The organism is Shewanella vaxholmensis, assembly GCF_031932135.1.
Classification (GTDB): Bacteria; Pseudomonadota; Gammaproteobacteria; order Enterobacterales; family Shewanellaceae; genus Shewanella; species Shewanella hafniensis.
Window position 1 is genome coordinate 57,144 of the sequence record NZ_JAUOEV010000018.1, and the last position, 25,010, is coordinate 82,153.

At 45.6% G+C, this 25,010-nt stretch carries 20 protein-coding genes and 2 tRNA genes; 21 read left to right on the top strand and 1 reads right to left on the bottom strand.

All coding sequences use genetic code 11. The features are described from left to right. Positions 1-15 precede the first annotated feature (15 nt). The 13 genes from ftsH to rpsO all read left to right on the top strand — a co-directional run bounded on the left by ftsH (position 16) and on the right by rpsO (position 12,745). Complete coding sequence (gene ftsH, locus Q4Q46_RS15390; protein WP_011847519.1) at positions 16-1,989, top strand: ATP-dependent zinc metalloprotease FtsH; 1,974 nt, start codon at positions 16-18, stop codon at positions 1,987-1,989. 210 nt (positions 1,990-2,199) lie between these two features. Next, on the top strand, positions 2,200-3,033 hold the full coding sequence (folP, locus tag Q4Q46_RS15395) for a dihydropteroate synthase (protein ID WP_311906391.1): 834 nt from the start codon (positions 2,200-2,202) through the stop codon (positions 3,031-3,033). A gap of 80 nt (positions 3,034-3,113) precedes the next feature. Next, the gene (gene glmM, locus Q4Q46_RS15400; RefSeq protein ID WP_311906392.1) at positions 3,114-4,451 is read left to right on the top strand and encodes a phosphoglucosamine mutase; all 1,338 of its coding nucleotides are present in this window, start codon (positions 3,114-3,116) and stop codon (positions 4,449-4,451) included. A gap of 194 nt (positions 4,452-4,645) precedes the next feature. Further along, positions 4,646-5,428: a triose-phosphate isomerase gene (gene tpiA / locus Q4Q46_RS15405; protein WP_006082720.1), complete on the top strand. Its 783-nt coding sequence runs from the start codon at positions 4,646-4,648 to the stop codon at positions 5,426-5,428. Position 5,429: 1 nt separating this feature from the next. Continuing rightward, positions 5,430-5,765: a preprotein translocase subunit SecG gene (gene secG / locus Q4Q46_RS15410; RefSeq protein ID WP_006082719.1), complete on the top strand. Its 336-nt coding sequence runs from the start codon at positions 5,430-5,432 to the stop codon at positions 5,763-5,765. Between the two features lie 11 nt (positions 5,766-5,776). After that, a tRNA-Leu gene (locus Q4Q46_RS15415) sits at positions 5,777-5,863 on the top strand. A gap of 82 nt (positions 5,864-5,945) precedes the next feature. Further along, positions 5,946-6,022, top strand: a tRNA-Met gene (locus Q4Q46_RS15420). A gap of 173 nt (positions 6,023-6,195) precedes the next feature. Continuing rightward, positions 6,196-6,651: a ribosome maturation factor RimP gene (gene rimP, locus Q4Q46_RS15425; RefSeq protein WP_006082718.1), complete on the top strand. Its 456-nt coding sequence runs from the start codon at positions 6,196-6,198 to the stop codon at positions 6,649-6,651. 29 nt (positions 6,652-6,680) lie between these two features. Next, complete coding sequence (gene nusA, locus Q4Q46_RS15430) at positions 6,681-8,180, top strand: transcription termination factor NusA (RefSeq protein WP_220590918.1); 1,500 nt, start codon at positions 6,681-6,683, stop codon at positions 8,178-8,180. A 25-nt stretch (positions 8,181-8,205) separates the two neighbouring features. Beyond that, entirely contained in the window at positions 8,206-10,845 is a 2,640-nt protein-coding gene (gene infB, locus Q4Q46_RS15435; RefSeq protein WP_311906393.1) for a translation initiation factor IF-2, read from the top strand. 57 nt (positions 10,846-10,902) lie between these two features. Beyond that, a complete protein-coding gene (rbfA, locus tag Q4Q46_RS15440) occupies positions 10,903-11,361 on the top strand; it encodes a 30S ribosome-binding factor RbfA (RefSeq protein WP_105251700.1) in 459 nt (152 codons plus the stop codon). Then, complete coding sequence (gene truB / locus Q4Q46_RS15445; RefSeq protein WP_311906394.1) at positions 11,361-12,326, top strand: tRNA pseudouridine(55) synthase TruB; 966 nt, start codon at positions 11,361-11,363, stop codon at positions 12,324-12,326. Before rbfA ends, truB begins: the two co-directional genes overlap by 1 nt. 149 nt (positions 12,327-12,475) lie before the next feature. Continuing rightward, positions 12,476-12,745 (top strand): 30S ribosomal protein S15, encoded by a 270-nt coding sequence (gene rpsO / locus Q4Q46_RS15450; protein WP_106651344.1) that lies wholly within the window; start codon positions 12,476-12,478, stop codon positions 12,743-12,745. Positions 12,746-12,912: 167 nt separating this feature from the next. On the opposite strand, the gene Q4Q46_RS15455 is transcribed toward rpsO, so the two are convergent. Beyond that, positions 12,913-14,967 (bottom strand): putative bifunctional diguanylate cyclase/phosphodiesterase, encoded by a 2,055-nt coding sequence (locus tag Q4Q46_RS15455; protein WP_311899856.1) that lies wholly within the window; start codon positions 14,965-14,967, stop codon positions 12,913-12,915. Between the two features lie 195 nt (positions 14,968-15,162). Here Q4Q46_RS15455 and pnp point away from each other — a divergent pair, with 195 nt between their 5' ends. The 8 genes from pnp to deoC all read left to right on the top strand — a co-directional run bounded on the left by pnp (position 15,163) and on the right by deoC (position 24,941). Continuing rightward, on the top strand, positions 15,163-17,265 hold the full coding sequence (pnp, locus tag Q4Q46_RS15460) for a polyribonucleotide nucleotidyltransferase (RefSeq protein WP_300482598.1): 2,103 nt from the start codon (positions 15,163-15,165) through the stop codon (positions 17,263-17,265). 192 nt (positions 17,266-17,457) lie between these two features. Continuing rightward, positions 17,458-18,360: a lipoprotein NlpI gene (gene nlpI / locus Q4Q46_RS15465; protein WP_006086937.1), complete on the top strand. Its 903-nt coding sequence runs from the start codon at positions 17,458-17,460 to the stop codon at positions 18,358-18,360. A 99-nt stretch (positions 18,361-18,459) separates the two neighbouring features. Beyond that, positions 18,460-20,040, top strand: coding sequence for a peptide chain release factor 3 (gene prfC / locus Q4Q46_RS15470; protein ID WP_311906395.1), 1,581 nt, complete (start codon positions 18,460-18,462; stop codon positions 20,038-20,040). A 90-nt stretch (positions 20,041-20,130) separates the two neighbouring features. After that, a complete protein-coding gene (locus Q4Q46_RS15475) occupies positions 20,131-20,334 on the top strand; it encodes a DUF5363 family protein (protein WP_006086935.1) in 204 nt (67 codons plus the stop codon). Between the two features lie 10 nt (positions 20,335-20,344). Further along, complete coding sequence (locus Q4Q46_RS15480) at positions 20,345-21,109, top strand: TatD family hydrolase (RefSeq protein ID WP_311906396.1); 765 nt, start codon at positions 20,345-20,347, stop codon at positions 21,107-21,109. A gap of 176 nt (positions 21,110-21,285) precedes the next feature. After that, positions 21,286-22,545 carry a NupC/NupG family nucleoside CNT transporter gene (locus tag Q4Q46_RS15485; protein WP_220590910.1) on the top strand — a complete coding sequence of 420 codons (1,260 nt, stop codon included), beginning with the start codon at positions 21,286-21,288 and terminating at the stop codon, positions 22,543-22,545. A gap of 361 nt (positions 22,546-22,906) precedes the next feature. After that, entirely contained in the window at positions 22,907-23,746 is an 840-nt protein-coding gene (locus Q4Q46_RS15490; protein WP_259527035.1) for a nucleoside-specific channel-forming Tsx family protein, read from the top strand. Positions 23,747-24,170: 424 nt separating this feature from the next. Continuing rightward, entirely contained in the window at positions 24,171-24,941 is a 771-nt protein-coding gene (gene deoC / locus Q4Q46_RS15495) for a deoxyribose-phosphate aldolase (protein WP_006086931.1), read from the top strand. Positions 24,942-25,010: the final 69 nt, after the last annotated feature.

The window sequence follows — 25,010 nt, forward strand, 5'->3', positions numbered from 1 at the left end:
TAATCGCAAGACTTAATGAGGTCTAGTAATTTGAGTGACATGGCAAAAAATCTAATACTCTGGGTTGTCATCGCCGTTGTGCTGATGTCAGTGTTTCAGGGTTACTCCCCCTCTTCTTCGTCATCGCAGAAGATGGATTATTCTACCTTCTTAGATAATGTCCGTGATGGGCAGGTCGCAACTGTTGAAGTTAAAAGCGACCAACGTACTATTGAAGGTGCTAAGCGAACGGGTGAAAAGTTCACGACTATCATGCCGTTATATGACCAAGATTTAATTAATGATCTTGATCGTAAAGGCATCACCATGAAGGGCCAAGAAGCCGAAGAATCTGGGTTCCTAACCCAAATCTTCATCTCTTGGTTCCCTATGTTATTGCTTATCGGGGTATGGATTTTCTTCATGCGCCAGATGCAAGGCGGCGGTGGCAAAGGCGCTATGTCCTTTGGTAAGAGCAAAGCCAAGCTGATGAGCGAAGATCAGATTAAAACGACGTTTGCCGATGTTGCTGGTTGTGACGAAGCAAAAGAAGAAGTGAAAGAGTTAGTTGATTATCTGCGTGACCCAACTAAATTCCAAAAATTGGGCGGCCGTATTCCAACGGGCGTGCTGATGGTGGGTCCTCCAGGTACAGGTAAAACCTTGCTGGCGAAAGCCATTGCGGGTGAATCTAAAGTACCTTTCTTCACTATCTCGGGTTCTGATTTCGTTGAAATGTTCGTTGGTGTTGGTGCATCCCGTGTGCGTGACATGTTCGAACAAGCGAAAAAGTCTGCACCTTGTATTATCTTTATCGATGAAATCGATGCGGTCGGTCGTCAACGCGGCGCGGGTTTAGGTGGTGGTCATGATGAACGTGAGCAAACACTGAACCAAATGCTGGTTGAGATGGACGGCTTCGAAGGTAATGAAGGCGTTATCGTTATCGCGGCAACTAACCGTCCAGACGTACTCGATTCTGCACTGCTGCGTCCAGGTCGTTTTGACCGTCAAGTGGTCGTTGGCTTACCAGACGTGCGTGGTCGTGAGCAGATTTTGAAAGTGCATATGCGTAAAGTACCACTTTCTGAAGATGTGAAGGCGAGTGTAATTGCCCGTGGTACCCCAGGTTTCTCTGGTGCTGACTTAGCTAACTTAGTGAACGAAGCAGCCCTGTTTGCGGCTCGTGGAAATCGCCGAGTTGTTGGCATGGAAGAATTTGAACGTGCAAAAGATAAAATCATGATGGGTGCTGAGCGCCGTTCTATGGTGATGTCAGAAGCCGAAAAAGAAATGACTGCTTACCATGAAGCAGGCCATGCGATTGTGGGTTGTTTAGTACCAGAGCATGATCCTGTGCACAAGGTCACTATCATTCCTCGCGGCCGTGCGCTGGGTGTCACTTTCTTCTTACCCGAAGCTGACTCAGTGAGCCAGAGCCGTCGTAAGTTAGAAAGCCAAATTTCAGTCGCCTACGGTGGTCGTTTAGCTGAAGAGCTTATCTACGGTACTGAAAAAGTGTCGACTGGTGCATCACAGGACATCAAATACGCGACCTCTATTGCACGTAACATGGTGACTCAGTGGGGCTTCTCGGACAAGCTAGGTCCATTACTGTATGCCGAAGAAGACGGTGAAGTGTTCTTAGGCCGCAGCATGGGTAAAGCCAAAGCCATGTCCGATGAAACTGCAACTATCATCGACGCGGAAGTGAAAGTCTTTATCGACAAGAACTACGCGAGAGCGAGACAGATATTGACGGATAACCTCGATATTCTGCACTCGATGAAAGAAGCCCTAATGAAGTATGAAACCATTGATTCACTTCAAATTGACGATTTAATGAAGCGTCGTGAAGTGCGTCAACCTGCCGATTGGCAAGTGGATGACCATGGTTCTAACGACAAAGGCAGCGGTCATGGTGAACCAGCTGAGAAAGCTGAAGATACTGTGACTACAGCGTCTGCTGAACCAGACTTGAAAGAGCCTGATGAATCACCTGCTAAGTAATTTGTTGTGAGATAAAAGAAAACCCCGTAAAGGGGTTTTCTTGTTTTATCTTGTTAGCAATTTGACTGCGCTGTCATTCATCCACTTTGCCATTACTGATATTTCGCCTCTGACATCAGTCACCTCAGATAGAAAGTGAAGGCTAAAACTAATGACGCAAGTTATGCCTATAGGTAAAATCGTAAGTGTTCGTATTACTGGAGTAAATGCGTGTTTGAACTGATTGCTGGCACTAAACGCCTCGCGTTATCTTCGCCCATAGTGATGGGCATTTTGAATGTCACTCCCGATTCCTTTTCCGACGGTGGTCAATATTCTTCCTATGAACTTGCCTGTCAGCATGCCGATGACATGGTGGCTCAAGGCGCAGGGATGATAGACATTGGTGGAGAGTCGACAAGGCCCGGCGCCGCCGAGGTGAGCCTAGCCGATGAACTTGCGCGGGTGATCCCGTTAGTAAAATATGTGGCGACGCACCATGATGTGTGGATTTCGGTTGATACCAGTAAAGCTGAAGTGATGCGTCAAGCTGTCGCTGCGGGTGCACACCTGATTAATGATGTGCGTGCCTTGATGGAACCTGGTGCGCTCGAAGCTGCCGCAGAGTTGCACGTCCCGATATGCCTAATGCATATGCAGGGCGAGCCGAAGAACATGCAGTCTTCGCCGACTTATTATGATGTTATTGAAGAAGTTTCTGGCTTTTTAACCGAGCGGATTGACGCTTGCTTACAAGCTGGGATCCCCCGAGAGTTATTAATACTCGATCCGGGATTTGGCTTTGGTAAAAGCTTAGAACATAACTATGAATTACTGGCAAAGCTCGATTGTTTTGCCAAGTTTGATTTACCCGTATTGATAGGATTATCTCGTAAGAGCATGATAGGGAACCTCTTAGCAAAACCGACCTCAGAGCGTCTTGCTGGGAGCCTTGCTGGCGCTATGATAGCGGCCCAAAAGGGAGCTCATATCATTCGCGTACATGACGTTGCTGAAACTGTGGATATGCTCAAAGTGTTACAAGCGACACAAGCGTATTTTTAAGCATCGTTATGCTCTCGTTAAGCATTTAATTAATATTATGATCCCAAATCATTGGGACACATTTGAGTTTGTGGGGCGATATGAAAGAACGTAAATTTTTTGGAACTGACGGTATTCGGGGAAAGGTCGGTTCAGGTCAAATGACGCCTGAGCTTGCACTGAAATTAGGTTGGGCAGCGGGTCGCGTATTATCCCGCAGTGGTACCAAAAAGGTGATCATAGGTAAAGATACCCGTATTTCGGGTTATATGTTTGAGTCGGCATTAGAAGCGGGTCTTTCTGCCGCAGGTCTTAATGTGATGTTAATGGGGCCTATGCCCACGCCCGCAGTCGCCTATTTGACGCGTACGTTTCGCGCCGAAGCAGGGGTGGTGATCAGCGCATCACACAATCCTTATTACGATAACGGCATTAAATTTTTCTCGACCGACGGCAGTAAGTTAGACGATAACTTAGAGCTAGAAATCGAAGCTGAGCTTGAAAAGCCCCTCGTTTGTGTTGAATCACATCTGTTAGGCAAGGTATCGCGCATTGAAGATGCCCGTGGCCGTTATATCGAGTATTGCAAAGGTAACTTCCCTGCAGAACACACGTTAACTGGACTAAAAATTGTGGTCGATTGTGCCCATGGCGCAACTTATCACATAGCACCAGCTGTGTTCCGTGAGTTAGGCGCCGAGGTGATTGCCATTGGTGATAAGCCTAACGGGATGAACATCAATGATAAAGTGGGCGCAACGTCCATGGGCAAGATTTGTGAAACCGTTTTGGCCGAAAGTGCCGATTTAGGTATCGCGCTCGACGGCGATGGCGACCGCATTATGATGGTCAACAGCAAAGGCGAAGTTATCGACGGCGATCAGATTTTATATATTCTTGCCTGTGATGCGAAATCTCGCGGGGTATTGCGCGGTGGTGTGGTTGGCACCTTGATGTCGAATCTTGGGCTTGATTTAGCCTTGCAAGCACTAGATATTCCTTTTGCGCGTTCAAAAGTGGGCGACCGCTATGTGATGGAATTACTGAAAGAACTCGATTGGCGCATCGGTGGCGAGAATTCAGGGCATATCCTTAATCTTGACCACGGCACAACCGGTGATGGTATTGTCGCGGGGATTTTAGTGTTAGCGGCCATGCGTCGCCAAAATGCCACGCTAGAACAATTGACTTCTGCGATGGAAATGTTGCCACAGGTATTAGTCAATGTGCGCTTTGAGGGCGAGCATGACCCGCTTCAATCAGATAAAGTAAAAGCGGCACAGGCACAGGTTGAGTCAGAGCTTGGTGTTCGTGGTCGAGTGCTATTACGTAAGTCAGGTACTGAACCTTTGATCCGTGTCATGGTAGAAGGTGACGATCATAGTACAGTATTGGCGCACGCAAATTTGATTGCGGATGCGGTAAAATCGGCAAGCTAATCTTTGCCTATTTAATAATGAGTGCGGCTGATACTAATTTAAAATTAAGGTGTTAGCTGCACAAATGAACAGAAATCAGCTTTTGAGTCTAAAAAACAAGCACTCCAACCTGAGATCTGAAAAAATTCGAATTTAGCTATTGTAACTTAATAAGTGGTTCGCTATTATTCACGCCGCTTTCAGAGGAGATAGTGATGGCACTCAGACGTCCTATGGTAGCTGGCAATTGGAAGATGAACGGCAGTGCGGCATTAGCCCAAGAGTTGTTCAAGAAATTTGCCTCTAAGCTCCAAAATGATTCAGCTGAAGTGGTTTTATGCCCGCCTTCTATCTATCTAGAGAGCGTCAGGCAACTGCTAGAAGCAAACAAGGAAGCGTTAGACGGTTCACTTGTTAGGATGGGCGCACAAAACCTAAGTCAACACGACTTTGGCGCTTATACCGGAGAAGTTTCAGGTCAGATGCTCAAAGATTCAGGATGTCGATATGTGATTATCGGGCATTCAGAACGTCGCCGTATGTACGGAGAGACGAGTAATATCGTAGCGGAGAAGTTCGCCGCTGCACAAAAGCATGGCTTAACTCCCATTTTATGTGTGGGTGAGTCGGGTCCAGCACGTGAAGCAAGACGTACCTTTGAGGTGATTGCTGAAGAGTTGGACATAGTGATCCAGAAGAATGGTACTATGGCTTTTGATAACGCCATTATCGCCTACGAGCCACTTTGGGCTGTAGGAACAGGTAAAAGCGCTACACCAGAGCAGGCACAAGAAGTTCATGCGTTTATTCGCAAACGCCTCTCTGAAGTGTCTCCGTTTATCGGAGAAAATATCAGGATTCTCTACGGTGGTAGTGTAACGCCGAGTAATGCTGCAGATTTATTTGCCCAACCTGATGTTGATGGTGGACTGATTGGCGGTGCTAGCTTAAACTCTAGCGAGTTTTTAAGTCTGTGTACCATAGCGATGAGCGCATAATATGTATGAAGTTCTAGTAGTTATTTACTTGTTGGTTGCATTAGGTCTGATCGGCCTAGTATTAATTCAGCAAGGTAAGGGAGCTGACATGGGGGCCTCTTTTGGCGCCGGTGCATCAGGTACTCTGTTTGGTTCAAGCGGTTCAGGTAACTTCCTGACACGCACTACGGCGATTCTTGCCATTGCGTTTTTTACCTTAAGTCTGCTGATTGGCAACTTAAGTGCAAACCACGCAAAAAATGAAGATTCATGGAAAAATTTAGGTTCAGACACTGAACAGGTCACACAACCTGTTGAGCAAGGAACCCAAAAGTCAGAAACGAAAATTCCTGACTAGTAAAAGGTGTCGCCGAGGTGGCGAAATTGGTAGACGCGCAGCCTTGAGGTGGCTGTGACCTAACGGTCGTGCGGGTTCAAGTCCCGCTCTCGGCACCAAATATAACTAAGATAGACAACATAAGTTCTCTCATAGTTATTGCAAGAAATGACGATAGTCAATATACTTGCACACAGTTGACGCGGGGTGGAGCAGCATGGTAGCTCGTCGGGCTCATAACCCGAAGGTCGTCGGTTCAAATCCGGCCCCCGCAACCAGCTCCTAGTAACGAATAGTGTTTGAATTCGTTATGGTTTACAGGTTCTTGAAATTAATGACCTCGTGATTACGGGGTTTTTTGTTATCTGGGACTTTTAAATTTGTCGCATGCTTCGTATGTGGCGTTGTACTAGGGCTATTAAGCCCTTTTTTGTTTTTTCGGGGGTCAATCTTGGCAACGTTAGAATTCAGACTGGCAGAAATGCTCAAAGTACCTGTGGAAGCATTAGGCTTTCAGCTATGGGGCATTGAATATGTTCAAGCGGGTAAGCATTCCACACTGCGAGTGTTCATTGATGGTGAGAATGGTATCAATATTGAAGATTGTGCCAATGCAAGTCGCCAAGTCAGTGCTGTACTCGATGTTGAAGATCCTATTTCTACAGAATATACCCTAGAGGTTTCTTCGCCAGGTGTTGATAGACCCTTATTTACTGCCGAGCAGTATGCGGGCTATGTGGGCGAGGATGTAAAGCTTCAATTGACTATGCCGGTTGACGGCAGTCGTAATTTAAAAGGCGCCATCACTGCGGTCGACGGGCAAATGCTCTCGCTGAAAGTGAATGGTAAAGAGTTAGTTGTCGCATTGGATAATATCCGCAAAGGCAACTTAATCGCTAAGTTTTGATGGTTTCAAGGTGAACGAGGCAAGACGAGATGAATAAAGAGATTCTGCTAGTCGCTGAGGCGGTTTCAAATGAAAAGGCCGTTCCACGCGAGAAAATTTTTGAAGCGCTAGAGATTGCTCTGGCCACAGCAACCAAGAAAAAATACGAAGGTGATATTGACGTTCGTGTTGCTATCGACCGTAAAACCGGTGGTTATGATACTTTCCGTCGTTGGATGGTGGTTGATGACAACGGTGCCGCGTTAGAAAATCCTTACCGCGAAATCACGTTAGAAGCGGCACGATACGAAAATCCAGATATCCAACCTGGCGAGTTTATCGAAGACGATATCGAGTCAGTGGTGTTTGACCGTATTACCACTCAAACTGCTAAGCAAGTGATCGTACAGAAAGTACGTGAAGCTGAACGTGCTCAAGTGGTTGAACAGTTCCAAGACCAAGAAGGTGAGTTAATCACTGGTATAGTCAAAAAAGCAACTCGTGAAAGCGTAGTGGTTGACTTAGGTAATAACGCTGATGGCGTGTTGTTCCGTGAAGATTTAATTTCACGTGAATCTTTCCGCCCAGGCGACCGCGTACGTGCATTACTGTACTCAGTACGTCCAGAAGCTCGCGGCGCACAGTTATTTTTAAGCCGTACTAAACCTGAAATGCTAATCGAGCTTTTCCGTGTAGAAGTACCTGAAATTGCTGATGAACTGATTGAGATTATGGGCGCAGCCCGTGATCCAGGCGCGCGCGCTAAAATCGCCGTTAAGTCAAATGACCGTCGTATCGATCCTATCGGTGCGTGTGTGGGTATGCGTGGTGCACGTGTACAAGCTGTGTCGAATGAACTGGGTGGCGAACGTGTTGATATCGTGTTGTGGGATGATAATCCAGCACAATACGTGATCAATGCCATGGCGCCAGCCGATGTGGCCTCTATCATAGTTGACGAAGATAACCATTCAATGGATATCGCTGTTGAAGCAGATAGTTTGGCACAAGCCATTGGACGTAATGGCCAGAACGTACGTTTAGCAACACAGCTGACAGGTTGGGTTCTGAACGTTATGACAGTGGACGATATGAATAAGAAACACCAGGCAGAAAGTGCCAAGGTGGTTGATTTATTCGTTAACTCACTGGATGTCGATGAAGATTTTGCACAAGTACTGGCGGACGAGGGCTTTACGTCGCTCGAAGAAGTTGCCTATGTGCCTGTGTCTGAACTATTGGCGATTGACGGTTTTGACGAAGATCTCGTTGAAGCCTTACGTGAACGTGCAAAAGCGGCGATCTCAACTCGAGCTCTCGCTACTGAAGAAGCACTGGATGGTGTGGAGCCAAGTGAAGAGTTGCTAGCACTTGAAGGTGTTGACAGACACTTAGCCTATGTTTTCGCTAGCAAAGGTATTGTGACTCTAGAAGACTTGGCTGAACAAGGCATTGATGATTTGATCGAAATTGAAGAATTGACAGAAGAAAAAGCAGGTGAGCTCATCATGGCAGCCCGCAATATCTGTTGGTTTGGCGAAGAAGCATAAGTCGATCAACAGGGGGATTTAACTGATGGCAGATACTACCGTAGAGAAATTGGCCACGGAAGTGGGTAAAAGTGTTGAACGTCTGATTGAGCAATTCTCTCAGGCTGGAATTAAGAAAGGCCAAGCTGATAACGTGACTGAAGCTGAAAAGCAGCAGTTACTGGATTATCTGAAAAAGCAGCACGGTGGCGAAAATGCGCCAACGAAAATGACGTTGCAGCGTAAAACCGTATCGACCCTGAGTGTGGCTGGTAATGGTGGTCAATCTAAAGATGTTAAAGTTGAAGTTCGTAAAACACGAACTTTCGTCAAGCGTGATGCTAATGAGGCTACTCTGAAGGCTGAAGAAGAAGCGAAGGCCGAAGCAGAAGCTTTGGTAAAAGCAAAGGCTGAAGCAGATGCTGCTGCGGCAAAAGCGAAAGCAGAAGCTGATGCGAAGGCAAAAGCTGATGCAGAAGCCAAGGCGAAAGCCAAAGCAGCAGCCGAAGTGAAAGTGACCAAAGATACTTCACCAGAAGCTGAAGCGGCACGTTTAGAAGCTGAGCGTTTAAAAGCGGCACAAGAAGCGGCAACTAAGCGTAAGCAAGATGAAGAAGCGGCTAAAGCCGCTGAAAAAGCGCGTTTACTTGCAGAAGAAAACTCTAAGCGTTGGGCTGAAGAAGAACGTCAACGTTTAGAAGCTGAGAAAAACGGCGATCACCACATCACCACCTCTAAAGTAGCGCGTGCTGCTGAAGATACCTCTGATCTGGATGAAGAAAAACGCGGACGTCGTGCTCGTAACAAGAGTAACGCCAAAAAACGTGGTGGCAAAGATGCCCGTGACGGCCGTGAAAAACACATGCGTAACCGCAGTACTGCACCTGAGTCTATGGCGCACGGCTTTAATAAGCCAGTTGCAGCGGTAAGCCGTGATGTGCGTATCGGTGAAACTGTGACTGTTTCTGAACTTGCGCATTTAATGGCAGTGAAAGCGACTGAAATCATCAAGCAAATGATGAAAATGGGTTCTATGGTTACGATCAACCAAGTGTTAGATCAAGAGACCGCCCAGTTAGTTGCTGAAGAAATGGGCCACAAAGTTGTGCTTATCCGTGAAAACGAACTTGAGCACCAAGTGATGCAAGACCGTGACGATGAAGATGGCATCAAGCTAGAATCTCGTGCACCAGTTGTGACTATCATGGGTCACGTTGACCACGGTAAGACGTCACTACTCGACTATATTCGCCGCGCTAAAGTGGCTGCTGGCGAAGCCGGTGGTATTACTCAGCATATCGGTGCATACCATGTTGAAACTGAAAACGGCATGATCACTTTCCTTGATACTCCTGGTCACGCCGCGTTTACTGCAATGCGTGCCCGTGGTGCCAAGGCAACGGATATCGTTGTATTAGTTGTTGCTGCCGATGACGGTGTAATGCCGCAAACTATCGAAGCTATTCAACATGCTAAAGCCGGTAACGTGCCATTAATCGTGGCTGTGAACAAGATGGATAAGCCGGAAGCGGATATCGATCGCGTTAAGAGCGAATTGTCACAACACGGCGTCATGTCTGAAGATTGGGGTGGAGACAACATGTTTGCCTTCGTTTCAGCTAAGACAGGTGAAGGCGTTGATGAACTGTTAGAAGGCATTTTGTTGCAAGCTGAAGTTCTCGAACTGAAAGCGGTACGTGATGGTATGGCTGCCGGTGTGGTCATTGAATCACAATTGGACAAAGGTCGCGGCCCAGTGGCAACGATTCTGGTTCAAGAAGGTACTTTGCGCCAAGGTGATATCGTTCTGTGTGGTCTTGAGTACGGTAAAATCCGTGCAATGAAAGACGAGAACGGTCGTTCAATTACTGAAGCGGGTCCATCTATTCCTGTTGAAATTCTGGGTCTGTCAGGCGTTCCGTCTGCAGGTGATGAAGCAACAGTAGTACGTGACGAGCGTAAAGCGCGTGAAGTTGCCCTGTATCGTCAAGGTAAGTTCCGTGATGTGAAACTGGCACGCCAGCAAAAATCTAAGCTAGAAAACATGTTCGCGAACATGACAGACGGCGAAGTGAAAGAACTGAACATCGTTCTTAAAGCAGACGTACAAGGTTCACTCGAAGCGATTACTGACTCGTTAACAGGTCTGTCTACCGACGAAGTGAAAGTGAACATCATCGCTCGCGGTGTGGGTGCACTGACTGAAACGGATGCAACCTTAGCGGCAGCTTCTAACGCTATCCTGGTTGGCTTTAACGTGCGTGCCGATGCACAAGCGCGTAAGACAATCGACAGCGAAAGTGTTGATTTACGTTACTACAGCGTAATCTATAATTTGATTGATGAAGTTCGTGCAGCGATGACAGGTATGCTGTCTCCTGAATTCAAACAACAAATTATTGGTCTGGCTGAAGTGCGTGACGTGTTCAAATCACCTAAGCTGGGCGCAATTGCTGGCTGTATGGTTACCGAAGGTACCATCAAGCGTAGCGCACCAATTCGCGTACTACGTGATAACGTGGTTATCTACGAAGGTGAACTTGAATCTCTACGTCGCTTTAAAGACGACGTTGCTGAAGTTCGCAATGGTATGGAATGTGGTATTGGCGTTAAGAACTACAACGATGTTCGCGTAGGCGACCAAATCGAAGTATTCGAAACCGTCGAGATTGCTCGTACTCTGTAACGATAATAAGGGCGGCTTTAGCCGCCCTTATCAATTTAAGCTATGGTAAGAAATATTATGGCAAAAGAATTCAGTCGTACTCGTCGAATCGCTCAGCAGCTTCAGCAAGAACTGGCTCAAGTGCTACAGCGCGACATGAAAGATCCTCGTATTGGCTTTGTAACCGTGAATGACGTCGATGTCTCACGCGACCTTAGTTATGCAAAAGTCTTCGTGACTTTCTTTGAAGAAGACAAAGCCGTTGTTCAAGAAAAGCTAAATGCTTTGATCAGCGCCGCTCCTTATATCCGCACTTTAGTGGCTGGCCGTATGAAGCTGCGTGTGATGCCTGAACTGCGTTTTATCTATGATAGCTCGCTGGTTGAAGGTATGCGCATGTCTAACTTAGTTAGCCAAGTGATCAACCAAGACAAAGCGAAGCAGCAGCAATTTGGCAGCGAAGACGCATCGGTTGAAGATGAAGTCTTAGGTGATGATATTGCCGATGATGCAGATGAAACGGAAGGTAAAGATTAATGGCTCGTCGTCCAAAAGGTCGTTTTATTGATGGAATAGTGCTGCTGGATAAATCCACGGGCATGAGTTCTAACTTTGCATTGCAAAGGGTAAAGCGCTTTTTTAATGCGAACAAAGCAGGGCATACGGGCGCACTCGATCCGTTAGCAACAGGTATGTTACCTGTGTGCTTAGGCGAAGGGACTAAGTTTTCCCAGCATCTGTTAGATGCTGATAAACGTTATTTAGTTACCGCAAAACTGGGTGAGCGTACGGATACCAGTGATTCCGATGGCGAAGTGGTGCAAACCCGCGCCATTGATTTTACTGAGGCGCAGTTATTAACCGCGCTTGATTTCTTCCGCGGCGAGACTCAGCAAGTGCCTTCTATGTATTCCGCGCTAAAATATCAGGGCCAGCCCCTGTATAAATATGCCCGTGAAGGCATTGAAGTGCCGCGCGAATCTCGCCCTATTACGGTATTTGAGCTTAATTTCATCGGTCTTGAAGGCGATGAGCTGACCTTAGATATTCATTGTTCTAAGGGCACTTATATTCGCACTATCATAGACGATCTCGGCGAAATGCTCGGATGTGGCGCCCATGTGATCATGTTGCGTCGCACTCAAGTTGCACAATATCCCTATGCAAGAATGGTTACCTTAGAACAACTTGAAGCGCTTGTTGCCCAAGCACATGAACAACAGATAGATCCGAGTGTTTTACTTGATCCGCTGTTGTTACCTATGGACACGGCCGTGGCCGATTTTCCTGAGGTGAATGTGCCAGATGCAATCGCCCCTTATTTAATGCAAGGTCAGGCTGTTCGGGTGCCCGTTAATGCAGACTTGAAAACCGATGAACTGGTGCGTATCACTTTAGGTGACATCCGCCGATTTGTGGGGATTGGTACTATCAACGAAGACGGCTTGCTTGCACCGAAACGACTCATAGTAATCCATGACGAGCCTGTAGAATCGCAATAGTCTGCTATCCATGAACAAATTAATTAATTTGTTCATGGATTAGTCTCCACCTTTTATTGCGCTAGGGTGGGTTTTTGGGTAGAATAGCGCGCCCTCTGGCTGAGTTAGTGATCGGCTAGAGATTCATAATTATTTATTTGGAGATATACATGTCACTAAGTACTGAAGCAAAAGCAAAAATTTTGGCTGAATTTGGCCGTGGCGAAAACGACACTGGTTCAACTGAAGTTCAAGTTGCTTTGTTAACTGCGCAAATCAACCATTTGCAAGATCACTTCAAAGAGCACATTCACGATCACCACTCACGTCGTGGTCTGTTACGTATGGTTAGCTCACGTCGTAAGTTAACTGCTTACCTGAAACGTACTGATTTAGCACGTTACACTGCACTGATCCAAAAGTTAGGTTTACGTCGTTAATCTCGCGTTGACTAGCGTGAAAAAGGAGGCTTAAGCCTCCTTTTTTATTGCCTAAAATTCAGTAGATGATTAAATCAAGCTGTGTAGGATTTAGGCCGGAGCATGTCGATATTATGTCTTTACGCTGGCCTTAACGCCGCCTAAATCTTGGGTTTGATTAAAGAACTCTAAGCACCACGTAGTCCATCTAAAGTGCTTATCGTTGCTGTCTGTGTCGCTATATACAGGGCTTCAAATTCCGCTTGGGGCAAGGGTTGGCTAAAATAGAAACCTTGGCCGACTTGGCACTGATTCTCCTTCAACCAATTCAATTGCTGCTCGTTTTCAATTCCTTCGGCCACAATGGTCAAATTAAGCTGCTTACCCAACATCAAAATGGTCGATGCGATTGCACTATCCCCTGGTAAATCGGACACGAAACAGCGGTCAATTTTCATAGTGGTGATGGGTAAATGGCGTAGGTAAGAAAGTGATGAATACCCAGTGCCGAAGTCATCGACGGCAATACCAAATCCTGCAGATTTTAGTTGCTCAAGTTTAGCGATAGCCAGTTCAATGTCGTTCATCAACGAGGTTTCAGTGATTTCAATTTCCAACAACTCGGGTTGGATTTGATAGCGTAATGCCATCTGCTTGATATCGGGAACTAAACTAGCATCGGCAAATTGTTGTGAGGCAACATTAATCGCAATTGGGATGGCATAGTTATATTTTTTCTGCCACTCCCTCAAGACCTTGCAGCTTTGTTCTATTACCCAGCGTCCAATTGGAATGATGATCCCTGTTTCTTCCGCGACGGGAATAAAAGAAACCGGACTGATGAGTCGGCCGTCTTTTTGCCAGCGGATCAGGGCTTCACAGGCGATCACTTTGCCCGTTTGTAGGTCGAGTTTTGGCTGAAAATACAGTAAAAATTCGTTGTTTTTTAACGCATCATGCAAAGATGCTTCGGTGCGTAAACGCACAGCTGCGCGCTCTGTCATCTGCTGTTTAAAGAAGGCCCATTGATTCGAGCCTGCAGCTTTCGCGCTGTACATGGCAATGTCAGCGTGACGGATCAAATCTTCAGCACTGTTACCGTCTTCGGGATAAATAGAAATCCCAATCGATGCCGCAGGATGAATTGCATGTTCATTTAATTGAATCGGGACATTGAGCTGGATCAGTAGCTTATCTACAAAATCTGCCGCTTGATCAGGGGTGTGAACTGTATCAGCCAGAATAACAAATTCATCGCCACCTAAGCGGGAAACTGTGCCTTTATCGCCAACGAAGCGTTCAAGGATGCGGGCAATACGGGCAAGAAATTGATCGCCTAATGCGTGGCCAAGGGAATCGTTGATATTCTTAAAGCGGTCTAAGTCGATAAACATCAAGGCAAAGCTGCGTTTGTGTACTCGCGAACGTTGGATTGTGACTGCGATGGTTTCAAGCAATAGCGTGCGGTTGGGTAAGCCTGTTAGCGGATCTCGGGTCGCCATCTTGCGCAGTTTGGATTGGGTCTGGCTAAATTGGATAAGAATTTGGTTGAATTTAGAGGTCACTAGACCGAGTTCATCATCCTTGTGCGCATTGGACATAGGTAAGAGGTTTTCGTCCGGAGAGTCGGGCTCAATCTTATCTATGGCCTCGCTGATGCGTGCGATAGGCTGAGTTAAGAAGCGATGGAAGACGACAGATAATACTAAGGTGAGCAAGAGAGCGCGGGCAAGTGTGGCGAAAAAACTAAATCTTAACTGTGAGAAAAGGGTATTTGTCAGCTCTTGGGTGTCGTAGAAAACTGTTAATGTGCCAATAAGTTGTTGCTGTTGGGTGCCTTCAAAATAAAAAGGGCGGTACAGCGGGCGAGATATTTCCTTGAGATCATCAAATAATTTGTTACTTAAGCTGATAAAAGTCTGCGAGTTGTTCTTTTTATTATTGCTGACTGAAACAAACATGGAACCATCGTCGAGCTCAATCACTGCTGAGCCGACATGTTCAACCTTAATGGCCCCTTCTAATGTTTGGCGGGCTAAATTATCATCCAAAGCCCAGACGGCATTTGCAGCTGGTTGTTCAACTGAATCAAGGAGTTCTTGCTGGGTAGTTGTGAGCTGTTGTTTGGTTGATACGACGACTAAAGCGATTTCAACAATAAAAATTGCAATGGCAAAAAAGAGGGCGGTAAATACGACTAGATTAGTTTGTTTCCACGTCAGTGACTTAAAACGGCCTGTCATCGGGCGCATCCTTTATGATAATTATTCACCATCTGCGAGAATTTCCGTATCAATGTAAACCGCAACTCTTTGTTGATTTAACCACTTTAGTGAAAAGTTACGTATTTGTCATCATTATCTGCTCTTTATCTATTGATCCGATTTGCAGTATACTTACGCGCGTAATTCAAGGTCATTAATTAAGGAATGGGTCACGTGAATCCTATTGTAAAGAGTTTTGAGTATGGTCAACATACAGTCACCCTGGAAACAGGTGTTATAGCGCGTCAAGCAGATGCAGCCGTTTTAGCTAGCATGGGTGACACGACTGTGTTGGTCACTGTTGTCGGTAAAAAAGAAGCAGAAGCTGGTCGTGACTTTTTCCCTCTGACTGTTAACTATCAAGAAAAAACCTACGCAGCAGGTAAAATTCCTGGTGGTTTCTTTAAGCGTGAAGGCCGTCCTTCAGAAGATGAGACATTAATTGCTCGTCTGATTGACCGTCCAATTCGCCCTCTTTTCCCTAATGGTTTCAAAAACGAAGTTCAAGTTATCATTACTGTAGTCTCTGTCGATCCACAAATCGAGCCAGATATCATCTCTATGATAGGTACTTCAGCGGCACTGGCTATTTCTGGTATTCCATTCAGCGGTCCTTTAGGTGCTGCACGTGTGGGTTACATTGATGGCGAATACGTGTTGAACCCAAGTGTTGCGCAACTTGCAACCAGCCAACTGAACTTAGTGGTTGCTGGTACTGCTGGCGCAGTATTAATGGTGGAATCAGAAGCCCAAGCATTACCAGAAGAAGTGATGTTAGGTTCTGTTGTTTACGGTCACGATCAACAACAAGTGGTTATCAAAGCGATTGCTGAATTTAAAGCAGAAGCTGGTAAACCAACTTGGGATTGGACTGCACCAACGCAAGATGCCGATTTAGTTGCCCAAATCAAAGAGCTTGCAGAAGCGGGTTTAGGTGATGCGTATAAAATCCAAGTTAAACAAGATCGTTATGCTCAAGTTTCTGTTGTTAAAGCAGCAACAAAAGAAGCCTTGTTAGCGAGCAATCCAAGCGTTGATTTACGTGAAGTAGACAACTTGCTGGGTAGCTTAGAGAAGAAAGTGGTTCGTGGTCGCATCATCCGTGGTGAGCCTCGTATTGATGGTCGTGAACCAGACATGATCCGTGCCTTAAGTGTGTTAGCGGGCGTATTGCCACGTACTCACGGTAGCGCATTGTTCACTCGTGGTGAAACTCAAGCGTTAGTCACTTGTACTTTAGGTACTGAACGTGATGCACAGAAGATTGACAGCATCATGGGCGAGCGCACTAACCGTTTCATGCTGCACTATAACTTCCCTCCATACTCTGTTGGTGAAACAGGCATGGTGGGTTCACCTAAGCGCCGCGAAATCGGTCATGGTAAGTTAGCATGGCGTGGTATCAATGCTGTTATGCCTTCAGCTGCTGAATTCCCATACAGCGTGCGCGTTGTATCTGAAATCACTGAATCTAACGGTTCAAGCTCTATGGCGTCAGTATGTGGTACTTCACTAGCGCTGATGGATGCTGGTGTGCCTATCAAAACTTCTGTAGCGGGTATCGCTATGGGTCTAGTGAAAGAAGGCGATGATTTCGTTGTTCTTTCTGACATCTTAGGTGATGAAGATCATTTAGGTGACATGGACTTTAAAGTTGCGGGTACGCGTGATGGTATTACTGCACTGCAGATGGATATCAAGATCGAAGGTATCACTAAAGAAATCATGGATATCGCACTGCAACAAGCCTATGGCGCACGTGTACATATCCTGAACGTGATGGATCAAGCGATTGGTTCACACCGTGATGATATTTCTGATCACGCTCCACGGATCACTGTTATCAAGATCAACCCAGAAAAAATCCGTGACGTTATCGGTAAAGGCGGCGCAGTTATCCGGGCTCTTACTGAAGAAACGGGCACTACGATTGAACTGGAAGATGACGGTACTGTGAAGATCGCTTCTTCAAACGGCGAAGCAACCAAAGAAGCTATCCGTCGTATCGAAGAAATCACTTCAGAAGTTGAAGTGGGTCGTATCTACAATGGTAAGGTTATCCGTATCGTTGATTTCGGCGCATTCGTGAACATTCTGCCGGGCAAAGACGGTTTAGTACACATTTCACAAATCAGTGATGAGCGTGTTGCTAACGTGTCTGATCACCTTGAACTAAACCAAGAAGTTGCTGTTAAAGTAATGGAAGTGGATCGTCAAGGCCGCGTACGTCTGTCAATCAAAGAAGCACAAACTAAAGAAACTGCCGCTGCTGAATAATGAGTCTTTGACTTATTATTGGCACACACTTTCTAAGTGATTGCATCAAAAGGAGATCAAATGATCTCCTTTTTTGTTTTTGGCATTAAGAAAGTCAGTATTAATCTTAATTCCCCAATAGCAGTCCTGTGGTGGGATTGCTATCATGAAGATTCTTCTGCGTATGTTGGGAATCTAAAAAGGTAGAAATGGATGAGTCTTAAAATTAGAACCGCTGTCGTTGCTGTGCTGGCGGGCGCCAGTCTGTTGTTAGCCGGATGCGCTACCACCCAGTCTCCTTTAGATAACCATAATGATGTTGAAGGTAAATTGGTTATCGCACCTGTCATGCCCGATTATAAAGTGGAAGTGACGTTAGCGAAGCTCAACGAGATTTTGGCTACGGTCGAATTAACCAATGAGCAAAGAGCCAGATTTCATTACGATCGCGGTGTGATTTACGACAGTGTGGGCTTAAGACTGCTCGCGCGCATCGATTTTATGCAAGCGCTGAAGCTGCAACCCGATCTCGCCGATGCCTATAATTTTCTTGGGATTTATTACACCCAAGAAGGCGAATACGCTAGCGCCTATGAAGCATTCGATGGCGTGTTAGAGCTTGCTCCTAATTACGATTATGCCTATTTGAATCGCGGTATTGCCTTGTACTATGGCGACCGTAACGATTTAGCCACTAAAGATATGCAGGCATTTTATGCCGGCGATAATAAAGACGGTTATCGGGCATTATGGCTGTATTTGATTGATTTTAAAGATGATGCTGTCGAAGCTAAAAAACAGTTAGCTGAAAACCGTAAGAATTTAGACAATGATGCATGGGCGACCGTTATCGTTGATTATTATTTAGGTACTAAGAGCCATGATGAGGTGTTTGCTGCCGCCAAAGTCGGCTTAACTCATCCTAAAGAATATGCAGAACGTTTATGTGAGGCTTATTTTTACTTGGCGAAAATGGCAATAGAAAACAAGCAATATCAAGATGCTGCTAACTATTTCCGCTTAGCATTGGCAACCAATATTTATGATTTTGTTGAACATAGATATGCGCGGATTGAGCTCGCTAAAGTCAAAGGTTTGCTCGAAGCCACAAAATAACCCTCATCAGCCCGAGCTCATCTCGGGCTTTGCCTAGCCAAGCTCGAACTGAGGCGCTATAATTTGCGCCTTTTTAGCGATACTAGTGCATAGGTTAACATGTCAGGCAATAAAGTAGAGGTCGATAAACGTCGCACCTTCGCGATCATATCGCACCCCGACGCGGGTAAAACAACCATTACCGAAAAAGTGCTGTTATTCGGAAACGCTTTGCAAAAAGCGGGTACGGTTAAAGGCAAAAAATCGGGTCAGCATGCTAAGTCTGACTGGATGGAAATGGAGAAGGACCGTGGTATTTCGATTACTACGTCTGTTATGCAGTTCCCCTATGGTGGCGCCCTCGTTAACCTACTCGACACGCCTGGTCACGAAGACTTCTCCGAAGATACCTATCGTACGCTAACGGCTGTAGACTCCTGTCTGATGGTCATTGACTCTGCAAAGGGTGTAGAAGACCGTACCATTAAGTTGATGGAAGTGACCCGTCTGCGTGATACGCCGATCGTGACCTTTATGAACAAACTCGACCGTGATATCCGTGATCCTATCGATTTGATGGATGAAGTCGAAAACGTACTGAATATTGCCTGCGCACCTATTACTTGGCCTATTGGCAGCGGTAAAGAATTCAAAGGTATTTACCACATACTGCGTGATGAAGTCGTGCTGTATCAAAGTGGTATGGGGCATACTATCCAAGAGCGTCGCGTGGTGAAGGGTATTAATAATCCTGATCTTGATAAAGTGATAGGCAGTTATGCCGCTGATTTACGTGATGAGATGGAATTAGTGCGTGGCGCGTCGAATGAATTTGATCATGCGGCTTTCTTGAAAGGTGAGCTGACGCCAGTGTTCTTTGGTACCGCGTTAGGTAACTTTGGTGTGGATCATATTCTTGACGGTATCGTTGAGTGGGCACCTAAGCCATTACCGCGCGAAAGCGATGCACGCGTAGTTATGCCTGAAGAAGAGAAATTCACTGGTTTTGTGTTTAAAATCCAAGCAAACATGGATCCAAAACACCGTGACCGTGTCGCCTTTATGCGTGTTTGTTCTGGCCGTTACGAGCAGGGCATGAAAATGCACCATGTGCGTATCGGTAAAGATGTTAACGTCAGCGATGCATTGACCTTTATGGCGGGCGATCGTGAGCGTGCTGAAGAAGCTTACCCAGGCGATATCATTGGTTTGCATAACCATGGCACTATTCGTATTGGCGATACTTTTACCCAAGGTGAAAAGTTCCGCTTCACTGGCGTGCCTAACTTTGCGCCTGAAATGTTCCGCCGTATCCGTCTGCGCGATCCACTCAAACAAAAGCAATTGCTTAAAGGTTTAGTGCAGTTATCTGAAGAAGGCGCTGTGCAGGTCTTCCGTCCATTAGACACCAACGACTTGATCGTGGGAGCTGTGGGCGTGCTGCAGTTTGAAGTAGTTGTCGGCCGCTTAAAGAGCGAATACAACGTTGAAGCCATTTACGAAGGTATCAGCGTTTCGACCGCTCGCTGGGTTTATTGTAAGGATGAGCGTAAGCTTGAAGAGTTCCGCCGCAAGTGTAGCCAAAACTTAGCACTCGATGGTGGTGACAACTTAACCTATATTGCGCCAACTATGGTCAACCTGAATCTTTCGATGGAAAGGTATCCTGATATTGAGTTTGCGAAAACCCGCGAGCATTAATTAGGTTGGGTTTAGAATAGTTGTTGAAATGGCGGTGAATTCACCGCCATTTTTGTATCTAATGAAATCTAAAAACGGTTCTGGATGTGAATGATGGCGAATTGGATCACAAAAACATGGCAGGTTTATATTCAGTGGTGCGACCGCATGGGGCTGACACCCGAAAATCGTCGTTGTTGTATGCCACGCCTTGAAGATCCGCCATTAGCGGTAAAATGTGCCAAAGCGACTACGGCTGACGAAACTGTATTGCCGCCCGAAGCGCATTCAAACGGCAAATCGACCGTAGAGTGAGGTATTTGCAGTGATTGATACCCACGCACATCTAGATTTTGTCGAGTTTGATATTGACCGCGATGCTGTGGTGCAGCGTATGCACAGTGTTGGGGTTAATAATCTGATTATTCCTGGCGTGTCCCCGCAGCACTGGCACAAACAGCTCGCTGTTGCCGCACAATATCAAACCTATTTTGCCCTTGGCATCCATCCTTGGTTTTGCCCAGAGAATGTTGATGCAGGGATCTTAGCATTAACATCTAAAGTTGCCGCGTTGCTCGAATGTCCTCGTTTTGTTGCTATTGGTGAATGTGGCTTAGATAAACTTTACTCCGCTACTTGGCCGCAGCAGTTAGCGTTTTTTGAGGCGCAATTGACGTTAGCTAAATCCGTTAATCTGCCGGTGATTATTCATAGTGTTAAAGCACATCCCGAGGTTTTGGCCTGTTTAAAAAAGTATCAATTGCCTAGAGGCGGTGTGATACATGCTTTTTCTGGCAGTGTTGAGATAGCACAGGAATATATCAAGTTAGGTTTTAAGCTGGGAATTGGTGGTTTGATTATGAATTCCAATGCCAAAAAATTACTCAAAACAGTCACTGAACTCCCACTCGAACACCTCATACTTGAGACTGATTCTCCGGCAATGACGCCGATAAATGTTACTGAAAAACGTAACCAACCCGCTAACCTTGTTCTTTTTATAGACAAAATTGCTACTTTGCAAAAAAAATCAAGTGTTCTAATATCAGAACACTTGATGAAGAATGCTACGCAACTGTTTGACCTTTAGTTGTTTTTAAATAAACAGGTGTAGATCGCACTAGCATTCTCCACTAAGCGGTTGAAATTAAACTCCAAAAATATGATCAAAACGACGATTTTCGACTTAGGCTCGGGTATAATCTGACTCGGAAATAGGTTGATTAACAACATAATTAAAAAGTGTTAACAATAGGGTGATGGTTAATGAATATATTGATGAGTTTAGTAGGGGTGGTCACCCTACTTGCGATAGGTTTCCTCCTATCGAATAACAAAAAAGCAATTAATTTGCGTACAGTGGGTGGCGCGTTAGCTATCCAAGCTGCTTTCGGTGGTTTTGTACTGTACGTTCCTGTTGGTAAAGACATTCTGAAAGGTATGTCTGATGCGGTTTCTAGCGTTATTGGTTACGCACAAAACGGTATCGGTTTCCTGTTTGGTGATTTAGCTAACTTCAAACTTGGCTTCATCTTCGCAGTGAACGTGTTACCCGTTATCGTGTTCTTCTCTTCTCTGATCGCGGTTCTATATTACTTAGGCGTTATGCAGTGGATCATCCGTATCATCGGTGGTGGTTTACAAAAAGCATTGGGCACAAGCCGTACAGAGTCAATGTCAGCAACAGCTAACATCTTCGTGGGGCAAACTGAAGCTCCTCTGGTTGTTCGTCCATTCATCCCAACTATGACGCAGTCTGAACTGTTTGCGATCATGGTCGGTGGTTTGGCGTCAATCGCGGGTTCAGTATTAGCTGGTTACGCGCAGATGGGTGTACCTATCGAGTACTTAGTTGCCGCATCATTCATGGCAGCACCAGGTGGTCTATTAATGGCTAAACTGATGCACCCTGAAACTGAAGTTGCTAAAAATGACATGAGCGATTTGCCAGAAGATCCTGACAAACCAGCTAACGTGTTAGACGCAGCTGCAGCAGGTGCTTCATCTGGTATGCATTTAGCGTTAAACGTTGGCGCTATGTTGTTAGCCTTCGTTGGTTTGATCGCTATGATCAACGGTATCATCGGTGGTATCGGTGGTTGGGTGGGCATGCCTCAGTTAACACTTGAACTGATCCTCGGTTATGTGTTCATGCCTTTAGCATTCCTTATCGGTGTACCTTGGAATGAAGCATTAGTCGCTGGTTCTTTCATTGGTCAAAAGATCATTGTTAACGAATTCGTTGCTTACTTAAACTTTGCTCCATACCTGAAAGACATCGCTGATGGCGGTATGGTTGTGGCTGAAACAGGTTTAGCAATGACAGACAGAACCAAAGCGATTATCTCGTTTGCTCTGTGTGGTTTCGCTAACTTGTCATCAATCGCGATTCTGCTTGGTGGTTTAGGTGCAATGGCTCCTAACCGTCGTCATGATTTAGCTACTATGGGTATTCGTGCGGTTATCGCCGGCTCTTTAGCTAACTTAATGAGTGCGACACTTGCTGGTCTGTTCTTAGCTATCTAAGTCAATGAACGGCAGTAGGGGGAAACCCCACTAACTGGGTCCTGACCATGCAGGGCAGGACCTAAGTTAATTCAACCATTTTCCAGTAGTGCCAGTAGTGATTCCTGTAGTGAATAGTTTCTCCAATTGAAAGACACAGAATGCAACTGAGATGTAGCTGTCATTCTGTCTTAAATGTTGTAGTTCCACGGTTAAGTTAATTAATCGTAATGCAGAAGTCGCGACTTTGTTCACAATTAAGAATTTTGTGTTTGTGATTTTACGCTAGATTATTGAGATTTTTTTTAATCTAGGTAGAATGCGAGCGCCACAAAAAGAACGCTACCCTCGATGGTAGTAAACAAGATAAATGGGGTTGATGATGAAAAACGTTAAAACTTTAGCTTTAGCTGCTACAGCAGTAGCTGCAATCTCTGGCAACGCATTTGCCGCTGATCGTACAGACCTTCACGGTACTGATTACAAGTGGATGCAGTTCAACGCTATGTACTCTATTGGTGAAAAGCCTGATAATCCAGCATCTGGCGATCAACACAACTACTTAGAAATGGAATTCGGCGGTCGTTCTGGCGTATTCGATCTATACGGTTATGTTGATATTTTCAACTTAGCAAACGAGAACTCTAAAGACGGTGATAAGAACCCAGGTTCTGGCACAAGCAAACTGTTCATGAAATTTGCTCCACGTGTTTCTATCGATGCATTAACTGGTAAAGACTTGTCTTTCGGTCCAATCCAAGAAGTTTACTTCTCTACTCTGTTCAACTGGGACGGTCTGAACGGTGAAGGCGTTAACTCTACTTTCTGGGGTGTTGGTGCTGACGTAAACGTGCCTTGGTTAGGCAAAACAGGTATGAACCTGTACGGTTTCTACGATATGAATGCTAAAGAGTGGAACGGTTACCAATTCTCTGCTAACTGGTTCAAGCCTTTCTACTTCTTCGACAACAAGAGCTTCCTGTCATTCCAAGGTTACATCGATTACCAATTCGGTGCTGACGAAGACAAAACTGCTTTCGTACCAAAAACCTCTAACGGTGGTAACATCTTCTTCGGTCTATACTGGCACTCAGATCGTTACGCTCTGGGCTATGGTTTGAAAGGCTTCAAAGACGTTTATCTGTTAGAAGATGGTGCTGGTGCACTAGCTCTAGAATCAACAGGTTGGTCACACTACCTGTCAGCTACTTACAAGTTCTAATCACTTGTAATACTAGTTGCTTGTTGGAGCCGCATTATGCGGCTCCATCTTTGTTTTACCATGAGTCTTTATCTAAGCCTATTAGGCTAACAAGTGGGTTTATATAAAGGTTTGTGTTTTTCTCGCGCTAAAATGGATTTTTCGCGGAAAAGTAGGAGCAAGATTTTATTCGTATCCTCTCTTCCGGTCTTCAAGGATTCAAGTCGTGGTCACTTATAAGTTATTTTTTTAAGTGTCAGGATGCCTATTGCTCTTTATGACTTAGGCAAGATTGAATACCTACAACAAGGTAGTTTGTACAAGCAAATTACTCGGCACCGCCTGAAGGCCCGGCCATAAAAATAATCAAAATAATGCCACCTCTTAAGCGTTGCTTTTATGCGACTGATTTCTATTCATTTAATTTTTATTTTGGAGAGCTATTATGACTGATTTAAAAAAAGCAGCACAACGCGCCATCGAGTTAATGGACTTAACGACTTTGAATGATGACGACACAGATCAAAAAGTGATCGACCTGTGCCACAAAGCGAAAACGGCTGCAGGCAATACTGCCGCTATCTGCATTTACCCTCGTTTCATCCCGATAGCACGTAAGACTCTCGATGAAATCGGTGCTGAAGATATTCAAATCGCCACAGTGACTAACTTCCCCCATGGCAATGATGACATCGCCATTGCCGTGCTAGAAACCCGCGCTGCCGTTGCCTATGGTGCCGACGAAGTTGACGTGGTATTCCCATACCGCGCACTGATGGAAGGCAATGAAACTATTGGTTTTGAATTAGTTAAAGCCTGTAAAGAAGCCTGTGGTGAAGTCTTGTTAAAAGTCATCATCGAATCTGGCGTGTTAGCCGATCCTGCGCTTATCCGCCGTGCATCTGAACTTTCAATCGATGCGGGTGCCGACTTTATTAAAACCTCTACGGGTAAAGTGCCTGTAAACGCCACGCTTGAAGCGGCTGAAATCATGTTAACTGTGATCAGCGAGAAGAATACCCAAGTAGGCTTCAAGCCTGCCGGTGGCGTGCGTGATGCAGCTCAAGCGGCTGAGTTCCTCGGTGTTGCTGAGCGTATTTTAGGTGCTGACTGGGTTTCACCACGTACCTTTAGATTTGGTGCTTCAAGCCTTTTAAACAGCTTGCTGCACACATTAGAACTGGCAGATGCGCCTAAGCCGACTCAAGGCTATTAATCGCAAACTATCGCTGATTAATACTATCTGCGTATAGCGAGCCTAATTAAGTGTGACCTAAATCTATTT